At 46.3% G+C, this 9547-nt stretch carries 7 protein-coding genes, 1 tRNA gene and 1 riboswitch; of the genes, 1 reads left to right on the forward strand and 7 read right to left on the reverse strand.

Translation table 11 applies throughout. From position 1 onward, the window contains the following. Positions 1 to 12: 12 nt before the first annotated feature. The 3 genes from BGM27_RS19680 to BGM27_RS19690 form a co-directional block, all read right to left on the reverse strand. Complete coding sequence (locus BGM27_RS19680) at positions 13 to 969, reverse strand: ABC transporter permease (RefSeq protein WP_007408412.1); 957 nt, start codon at positions 967 to 969, stop codon at positions 13 to 15. A 68-nt stretch (positions 970 to 1037) separates the two neighbouring features. After that, entirely contained in the window at positions 1038 to 2759 is a 1722-nt protein-coding gene (locus tag BGM27_RS19685) for an ABC transporter substrate-binding protein (RefSeq protein ID WP_007408411.1), read from the reverse strand. 2 nt (positions 2760 to 2761) lie between these two features. Then, positions 2762 to 2941 (reverse strand): FbpB family small basic protein, encoded by a 180-nt coding sequence (locus tag BGM27_RS19690; protein ID WP_003155431.1) that lies wholly within the window; start codon positions 2939 to 2941, stop codon positions 2762 to 2764. Positions 2942 to 3199: 258 nt separating this feature from the next. On the opposite strand from BGM27_RS19690, the gene BGM27_RS19695 reads away from it, so the two are divergent. Next, positions 3200 to 4555, forward strand: coding sequence for an FAD-binding oxidoreductase (locus BGM27_RS19695; RefSeq protein ID WP_020953946.1), 1356 nt, complete (start codon positions 3200 to 3202; stop codon positions 4553 to 4555). A gap of 40 nt (positions 4556 to 4595) precedes the next feature. Here the strand turns inward: BGM27_RS19695 and thiC are convergent, their stop codons facing one another. The 4 genes from thiC to BGM27_RS19715 all read right to left on the reverse strand — a co-directional run bounded on the left by thiC (position 4596) and on the right by BGM27_RS19715 (position 9232). Further along, complete coding sequence (gene thiC, locus BGM27_RS19700) at positions 4596 to 6368, reverse strand: phosphomethylpyrimidine synthase ThiC (RefSeq protein WP_020953945.1); 1773 nt, start codon at positions 6366 to 6368, stop codon at positions 4596 to 4598. 121 nt (positions 6369 to 6489) lie between these two features. Then, positions 6490 to 6600, reverse strand: a riboswitch (TPP riboswitch). Positions 6601 to 6649: 49 nt separating this feature from the next. Beyond that, a complete protein-coding gene (locus BGM27_RS19705; protein WP_039062855.1) occupies positions 6650 to 7348 on the reverse strand; it encodes a Type 1 glutamine amidotransferase-like domain-containing protein in 699 nt (232 codons plus the stop codon). Between the two features lie 85 nt (positions 7349 to 7433). Further along, positions 7434 to 9005 (reverse strand): Na+/H+ antiporter NhaC family protein, encoded by a 1572-nt coding sequence (locus BGM27_RS19710; protein ID WP_007408407.1) that lies wholly within the window; start codon positions 9003 to 9005, stop codon positions 7434 to 7436. 145 nt (positions 9006 to 9150) lie between these two features. Beyond that, positions 9151 to 9232: transfer RNA gene (locus tag BGM27_RS19715), tRNA-Leu, on the reverse strand. Positions 9233 to 9547 lie beyond the last annotated feature (315 nt).

A 9547-nucleotide genomic window follows, 5' to 3' on the forward strand; every position in this document is an offset into this window, starting at 1 on the left:
TCCGAACACCCCCTATTTCAGCCTGACCCGCGGATCAACCGCGGCATAAGCGATATCCGCCAAGAAGTTCCCCACAATCGTTAAACAAGACAAAAACAAGGTAAACGCCATCAAAACCGGATAATCACGATAATGCACAGATTCCAGCTGAATACGTCCGACACCCGGCCACCCGAAAATCTGTTCAATAATGATGGCTCCGGAAAACAGTCCCGGCAGTTCAAAAGCAAGCAGGGTGATGGCCGGAATGAGCGCGTTTTTCAACGCATGTTTCCAGATGACGGTGCGCTCTTTCAATCCCTTCGCTCTCGCCGTTCTGATATAATCCTGTCTGATCACGTCCAGCATGCCGGAGCGGAAATACCTTGTCAGCGAGCCGATACCGAGCATAGATAAAATCACGACCGGAAGAATCATATGTCTGGCGGCTTCAAGCACGTACGAAAAACCTGTACTCGTGCTTCCGGTATCAATCATCCCGCCGACGGGCAATATTTTCAAATCCACCCCAAACCACTTAATAAACAGAAGGCTGATAAAAAAAGACGGGAACGCCATGGAAGCAAAAACAAGAAACGTCACGATCCCGTCAAACCATGAGTATTTCCTGACAGCGGATATGACACCCGTTATCATCGCGGCTGACCATGTGACAAGCAACGCCAAAAATGCGACAAAAAACGAATTCCAGACATATTTCCGAAGCAGTGACAGGACGTTCTCCTGATATTTCAAAGAAAACCCAAAATCTCCGCTGAGCACATTTCCGAGCCATGTCACATAGCGCTGCCAAATCGGCTGATCCAGCCCGTAAAGCGCTTTTAACTCCTGCGCTCTTTCAGGAGTCAGGTTTACATTGGAATCAATATAGTCGCCCGGCAGCATGGCGAATAAGAAAAAAATAATAAAGGACGTACCAAATAAGATCACAAGCATTTGAATGAATCGTTCTGCGGCATACCGTTTCATAAAAAGCCTCTCCTTTCCGCTGAAAGGGCAAAATCCCCGGGATGCACCGGGTATTTTGCCCAACCGTTCTATTGAATTGAGACATTTGAGAGACTTGAACTGATTCCAGAATAATTGTCAGGCACAAGCCCTTTTATTTTTCCGCTGACCGCCCTTGCGCTCTGACGGTAATGAATCAGAATGTAAGGCGGGTTTTCCCCGAGCTCCCGGTACAGCTGGTGATAAATCTCTTTTCTTTTGCTGATATCAAGCGTGCCGGCTCCTTTCTCTATCAGCCGGTCCGCTTTCGGATTGGAATACCCCGTTACATTATTGGGATGGCCGGAAGCCAGCTTTTCCACCGTGTCATTCGGATCAAGAATCTGCGAGGTGGAAACGGCGGCAAGGTCATATTGTTTGTCATTTATTTTCGCTACTTCTGTATTAAAATCCATCACTTCCGGTTTTAATGAGATTCCGATGTCCGCGTAATTTTCTTTCGCGATCGGGATGAAATCATCATCCGCTTTAGACGTGTAATAGCTGATTTCAAGCTTTTTGCCGTTTTTTTCACGTACACCGTCTTTGCCCGTTTTCCAGCCTGCTTCATCGAGAAGCTTTTTGGCTTTTTCAGGGTTAAACGCGTACCGATTGACATCTTTATCATCATAAGCCCACGAAACCGGAGACACCGGCACATTCGCGACTTCTCCGTAGCGTTTAAAGCGGACATCGACGATTTTTTGACGGTCAAGTCCGTAAATAAGCGCCTGGGACACTTTCTTATCTTGAAAAGGCGGACGCTTGTGATTGACGTACACAAGCCCGTAATCATTCACGACAGATACGCTTATATTGGCAAAACCGAGACTTTTTAAATGCTGAACCGTATCATCATCAGGTGAAAAAGAAGCGTAATCAAGGTCACCCGTTTCAAACAGCTGAAGGGAAGTTGACGGATCGATAATTTTATAAATCAGCTTTTCGGTTTTCGGTTTTCCTGCATAATAGTGTTCATTAGCCTGATAGCGTATTTCCTGTCCCGGAAGATATTCTGTAAACTGATAAGGTCCCGCTCCGAGCGGTTTGGCATAAAGCTCTTTTAAATAGTCCAGTTTGCCGAATTGATAATTCTTTCCGTAGTAGGATTCTGACAGCACCTGCCCGCCTAAAAGAAGCAGCGACTTCGCACTGACTTTCTCAGTCGTGATTTGAATGGTTCTGTCATCAAGGACGCGAATGCCCTCTATCGTCTTTGCCTTTCCTTCTTTGTAAGCCTTACCGCCTTTAATATAGGCCGTGGTGATATCTTCATAGCCCGCGTATGCAGGATCATGCAGCAGTGTTAAAGTGAATGCGGCATCCTTTGCGGTCAGCGGTGAACCGTCGCTGAAAACGAGATTTTTTCTTAAACGGAACGTGTATGTAAGCTGATCTTTGGAAATTTTCCAGCTTTCCGCAAGAGCCGGGGCAGGCTTCCCCGTTTTATCCAGTTTGACTAACGGTTCAAAAATAGGATCTGTCGCATTTCCGTCCCAGCCGTTTTCGTAAAAGTACGGCAGAAACACGCCGCCCGGCGCGGAAATCCCAGCAACAAAAGTGTCAGTTCTGGCTTTCGATTTAGCGGGAATCGCCGCCGGATGAGAAGCTTTAAATTCCTTTGTCTTGACATGGGCAATACGTGTTTCTTCCTTTTTATCCGCCGCAGATGACGGTTCTTCTCCGGCACTCCCGAACGCGCACCCTGATAACATGATGGATACCGACAGCGCGAGTACCGTTGTTTTTATCCTCCATTTTCTCTCCTTCATCTTTATCGAACCCCCGCATGCTTTTCATCTATCTTTATATAAATCTGCTCCATCTGTTCCTCATTTCTCATAATCTCCCGTTTGTTTTTCTCTACAAGCAGTTCGAAATTCAATGTGTGTTTTCTGTACTTTTTTCGTTTTTTGCTCTTTTTGCGCACATGTGATACCTTTTTTAACGCCACTTTTCATCCCTCCGCTTTTCATTTCATTCATGACTTTCACGCAAAAAAGGCCCTTATCTGTTTAAAAGATAAGAGCCTTCGGTGATCCGATCAGCCATCGTTTGGAAATATGTAATGATTATGTTAATTCATACAATCCCTACCTGTCAACTATAATTTAAAATATCGTTTCCTTCCGGGGGTTTTCCTCATACACTCTCTCATTTTTCCGCATATGCTAGAAAACATAGCAGATTACAAGTGAAAGTGAGTGAGAATGTGGAAAAGACAACATTGACCGGTCGCATCGTCAAAAAAGATGACCCGGACTATAATGCTGCAAGAACCAATATCAATTTAAGCCTGCAAAGATATCCAGACATCATTGTGTTTTGTCAAAACAAACATGACGCCCTCAATGCGGTGAGATGGGCGCGTGAGAACAATGTGCCTTTCCGTATCAGAGGCGGAAGACACAGCTACGAAAACTTTTCCCTGTTAAATGACGGACTAGTCATTGATCTCAGTGAAATGAAGAAAATAAGAGTAAATGAGGATAAGCGGCTGGTCTCGATTGAAGCGGGAGCCGAATTGGGGGAAGTCTACCGGACACTCTGGCGGTACGGCTTGACCCTTCCTGCGGGAACCATTGCGAATGTGGGAATCACGGGGCTGACGCTCGGGGGAGGAATCGGATATTTAACAAGGACAGCCGGACTTACTTGCGATCGTCTCCTCCAGCTCGAAATGATCATAGCGGACGAAAAAGCGGGTGCTGAATTGATCACAGTCAACCGTTCAAAGCACTCTGATCTATTTTGGGCGTCTCAGGGAGGAGGGGGAGGCAACTTCGGCATTGTCACATCCATGATGTTTAAAGCCGTGCCGATCTCGTGCGTGTCTGTTTTTTCTGTCACTTGGGGCTGGGATGATTTTGAGGAAGTATTTAACACATGGCAGCGCTGGGCTCCATTTACAGACAACCGGCTTACCTCATCAATTCAGTTTTGGCCTAAGGAAGTCAACCGCATAGAAGCGCTCGGTCAATTTACCGGAACAAAGGATGAGCTGAAAGAACTGCTGGCTCCGTTAATGAAAGCGGGAAAACCGGCAAGCGGCATGGTCAAGACAGTGCCATTTATTAAAGCGGCAACCTTTTTTAACAGCCCGGGAGGCAATCAGCCACAAAAGATGAAGCGGTCAGGATCCTTTATTGAAAAACCATTATCAACACGCGCGATTTCCACTTTAAAGCGCTATTTAGAGCACGCTCCGAACGAAAACGCCAGTGTGTGGCAGCAATCTCTCGGCGGGGCGGCCGGACGGATCGCTCCGGACCAAACGGCATTCTACTATCGCAACGCAATCATTGCCCAAGAATATATAACAACTTGGACATCTGCTGAAGAAGAAAGACAAAATGTCCGCTGGATCGAAGGACTGAGAACGTCCCTATCAAGAGAAACGATGGGAGATTACGTGAATTGGCCTGATAGAGAAATCAGAAACTGGCTGCAAACGTATTACGGAGAAAATGTTCACCGCCTCCGTCAAGTCAAAACGAAATACGATCCGGAAAATATATTCCGCTTTGAACAGAGCATTCCGCCGCTTCGCCGTTCACCGTTTTTCTAAAAAAGATGAAGATGGGCAAACTCCATCCTCATCTTTTCTTTTATTGATATAAGCGGCTTCCCTTCTCTGCAAACTCTTTTGCTTTTTCTTTCAGTCCTTCGTTGACGGCCTCGTCTTCAGTAAGTCCGTTTTCCTTCGCATAATCACGAATATCCTGAGAAATTCTCATACTGCAGAACTTCGGACCGCACATCGAACAGAAGTGAGCCGTTTTTGCGCCTTCAGCCGGCAGCGTTTCATCATGATATTCCATTGCTCTTTCAGGATCAAGCGACAAATGAAATTGATCACGCCACCGGAATTCAAACCGCGCCTTAGACAGAGCATCGTCACGGATCTGTGCACCCGGATGCCCTTTAGCAAGGTCTGCGGCATGTGCCGCGATTTTGTACGTGATGACACCTTCTCTTACATCATCACGATTCGGCAGCCCCAAATGCTCCTTCGGCGTGACATAGCAAAGCATCGCCGTCCCGTACCAGCCGATCATCGCCGCGCCGATTGCTGAAGTAATGTGGTCATAACCCGGAGCGATATCCGTCGTTAATGGCCCGAGCGTGTAAAAAGGCGCCTCTTTACAAATTTCCAGCTGCTTGTCCATGTTTTCCTTAATTTTATGCATCGGCACATGACCCGGTCCTTCGATCATCACTTGCACATCGTGCTTCCACGCAATCTCCGTCAATTCTCCGAGAGTCTCCAATTCCGCAAACTGCGCTTCATCATTGGCATCCGCAATCGAACCGGGGCGAAGCCCGTCACCAAGAGAAAAAGCGATATCATAGGTCTTCATGATTTCACAAATTTCTTCAAAATGCGTGTACAGAAAGCTTTCCTGATGATGAGCCAGGCACCATTGCGCCATAATCGCCCCCCCGCGGGATACGATTCCCGTCGTGCGTTTAGCCGTTAACGGGACGTAACGAAGCAGTACGCCGGCATGGATGGTGAAATAATCCACGCCCTGCTCCGCCTGCTCAATCAATGTGTCACGATAAATGTCCCACGTTAAATCCTCGGCAATGCCATTTACTTTTTCAAGCGCCTGATAAATCGGCACCGTCCCCACAGGCACGGGACAGTTGCGGATAATCCATTCACGCGTCGTATGAATGTCTTTTCCCGTGGATAAGTCCATCATCGTATCGGCGCCCCAGCGAATCGCCCACGTCATTTTTTCGACTTCTTCTTCGATAGAAGATGTAACAGCCGAGTTGCCGATATTGGCATTAATTTTCACATGAAAATTCCGGCCGATAATCATCGGCTCGCTTTCCGGGTGGTTGACGTTAGAAGGAATAATCGCCCGGCCGCTCGCCACCTCTTCCCTGACAAATTCGGGAGACACGTGCTCACGTATTGCGATAAACTCCATTTCCGGCGTAATGATGCCTTTTCTCGCATAATGCAATTGTGTTACATTTTTCCCCGGCTTGGCCCGAAGCGGTTTCCGCTGTAGGCCGGGGTATTCAGCGGCACGGCCCTCTTTTTTATAACCGTTGTCTTCAGGTCTCACGGTCCGGCCGTTATATTCTTCTACATCTCCGCGCCCGGTAATCCACTTTGTGCGGAGCGCCCCCAGCCCTTCATGAATATCAATCTGTACATCCGGGTCTGTATACGGCCCGCTCGTATCATAAACACGGACCGGCGCATTCTCCTCTTCCCCGAATGCCCCCGTAGTCGCACTCAGGCTGATTTCCCGCATCGGCACTCGTATATCGGGCGAAGAACCTTCTGCATAAACCTTTTTACTGCCGGAAAAACTCGACATAATGGAAATGTTCGCTTGCTGTACTGATTGATTTTGCATACAAATCTCTCCTTTATCATTTGAATAACAGAACCAAGCTCAGTACCAGCACAAAAAAACCGGATTCAAAGAAGAACCCGGTTTTGCAGTCAGAAAGAAACTATTATTGTTTTCATCAACAATAATAAAACCTTTACTTCCCCACGCTGGTACGAACCAGATCAGGTCCAAAGGGTTAAGAAGCCGCCGCTTCTCTCTCAGCCCGCTCAGACGGGCACCCCCAGTAACTATTGATTTCGCTCTCATCGTAACATAAGTTGTGTACAAAAAAAAGCATATTATCAAAATTCAGATAACGGAACAGTCATAAGCTCTGTTTCCCGAACGCCTTTTTCGGTATTAAAAACCCGATAACCCTTTGCGGTTTCCCGGGAAGAGACAGCCCGGAACAGCTGACCGTCTTTATAATGAAGCGCAGCGCCGTCATCAGCGGCATAGCCCTCCCTGAGTTTCTTTTCTGAAATCAGACGGTGATACACCGGCCGGCGCTCCGCTTCTCCGTCATAGTGCGGACAAAAGCTTCCCGGCAAAAATCCTAAAGCTCTTAACTCTCTCAAATCTCCAGCCGAATCCGTCAATCCTTCTTCATACCAGCAAATCGCCCCGGCGCTGAGACCCGCCAACATGATGCCGTTTTCCCAAGCCTCACGAAGAATAAGGTCAAGCCCCCACTCTTTCCATAAGACAAGCATATTGCGCGTATTTCCGCCGCCGACATATATAATATCTTTCTTCATGAGAAAGGATCTGAGATCAGAACCCGGCGGTTTAAACAGCGACAAGTGATCCGGCTCACACCGCAGCTTTTGAAAGGCCTGATAAAACCTGCCGATATAATTCTCCGAATCTCCGCTTGCCGTCGGCAAAAAACAAATTTTCGGCTTTGACCGCGCCGACTGCTCTAAAATATACTGATCCAGCACAAGATAATCCGGCTCCATGGAAAAGCCCCCGCCGCCCATTGCAATAATCTGCTTCAATGTCATCACCTCTTTTTTCCTCTAGTATAACAGCTCATAAAAAGGCGTTATCCCCATTTCGGATACCGCCTTTAAAAAGTATTTGTTATCTGAAAAATGAAAACGCACCGTATAACACAACGGAGATCCCCGCGGCGATAAGCGCCGGAACAAGCTTCGAACGGGCATACTTCACAACATCGATCCCCAACACCGTACAGGTTGTCACCGTATTATCACTGAGAGGAGAAGCAAACGCTCCAAATGTTCCGCTCGCAAACACGGCCCCGATCGCTAATAATAAACTGGTATGTGACTGAACCGCCAGCGTTACGCCGAGCGGCATTAAAAGCCCCCAAGCCCCCCAAGATGACCCGATAAAATAGGATATAACAGCCCCCAGTATAAAAAGAGACGGCGCAATAAACATATGAGGGATCCATGACGTTAAATGAGAAGTAACATATTCCGAGAATCCCAGATCTTCAGATACTGCTGTTACGGCCCAAATCAGCGATAACATAATAATAACGTTGACCAATTCGTTTCCGCCCTTAATAAAATGGGTAACAAGCTCGCCTGCATGAAAACGCTGAAACATAAAAAGAGCAACTGCTGCAATAACCGCTGCCAATAATGCGGTTAACATGACGCCAAGCATATCGCTTTTGATAAAAGCATTCAAAAATCCTTGTGCTTTTGAATGGCCGTCCCACCAACTGAGAAAGAGTGTTAATAGCAAAAACAGCCCGATCGGAATGATTAAATTCCACGGCCGAATCGGTGTTTCCTTAATATAAGCACGGTGCGCCGAATCCAGCTCCTCCTGCTGGTCAGCATGCTCATCACTTTTGAACATTCCCGTATGTTCACCGTGAATATCTGAGATCGTCCCTGTTTCCATGTTGAATGAACCTGAGCCTTTTGAAAGCAACACACCCCTGTTCCGCGGAATCGGTTCCGTATTTTTGTTATGTTTGCGAGCAGAAGTTTGTCCGCTCTTTTCTGTTTTTTCTAAGCTTTCGTCCGCTTTTTGTTTCTTAAAAAAGCAGTAATAAATTCCGACTACTATAATCACAATGGAGAAAAAATTGAAGGGAATACTTTTCACATACACCGTGTAAGCCGGCTGATCTATTCCTGACGTTTTAAGGGCCTGTCCGATAATGGAAACCATGTAGCCGACAAATGCCGTTGCTATCGGAATCAAGGCAATGACAGGGTTTGCCGTAAACTCAATGGCATACGCAATTTTCTGTTTCGACAGGTCCAGACGCTTGCTTAATGCTTTCATGATCGGTGCAATTGTGACGATGCGAAAGTCCGGTTCACTGAACGTGCCAAATGTCGACAGCCATGCAAGCAGCATCGCACCTTTTTTGGTTTTAACTTTTTTACTGATCAAATGGACGAATCCTTTTATCCCGCCGGTCAGCTTTATAATCCCTACAAGGCCGGCAAATGAATATAGAAACACAATGATTCTAATATTATTGGTGACGACAATGTTGCTGATTACATATTGAACCATATGTTCAATCCCGCCAAGCAAGCTGGGATGCAAAAGATAGCTTCCGACCAGCAAACCGACAAACAGACCGGACTGCACTTGCTTTGTAATGATTGAAATGGGAATGACCAGAATAAATGGGATAAGACAAGCCCAAGTCCCTTCCATAAAAAACACCTCTTTCAAAGAACTTCTTGTTAGTATCTTTGAAAAAAGCGGATTTATACAATCAGCAGGTATCATGTTTTCACAAGCCTTGGAGGATATTTTCATACAACAAAAAAGGCTTCTACATATTGTAGAAGCCTTTGTATACCGGTGGCCGGGGTCGAACCGGCACTCCAGAAGGAACACGATTTTGAGTCGTGCGCGTCTGCCAATTCCGCCACACCGGCATGTAATGCGTCGTGTTCAACCGACGTATATAAATATAACATGTATTTCATAAAACGTCAACGGTTTTAGCAAAGTTTTTTAAATGGTAATGCAGTATATACGATACAAGCAAGAAACTGATATTGATAGTCATTACGTTTTTATTATATAAAAAAAGTGATCTGCAATATGCAAATCACTCTCATATATGTTTTATAATGTGAAAACTGATGACCAATTTAACATAGTTCGTTCAAAGTTAAATTGGTGCCGAGGGCCGGACTTGAACCGGCACGGTAGTCACCTACCGCAGGATTTTAAGTCCTGTGTGTCTG

Source organism: Bacillus sp. FJAT-27001 (genome assembly GCF_019039175.1).
Classification (GTDB): Bacteria; Bacillota; Bacilli; order Bacillales; family Bacillaceae; genus Bacillus; species Bacillus velezensis.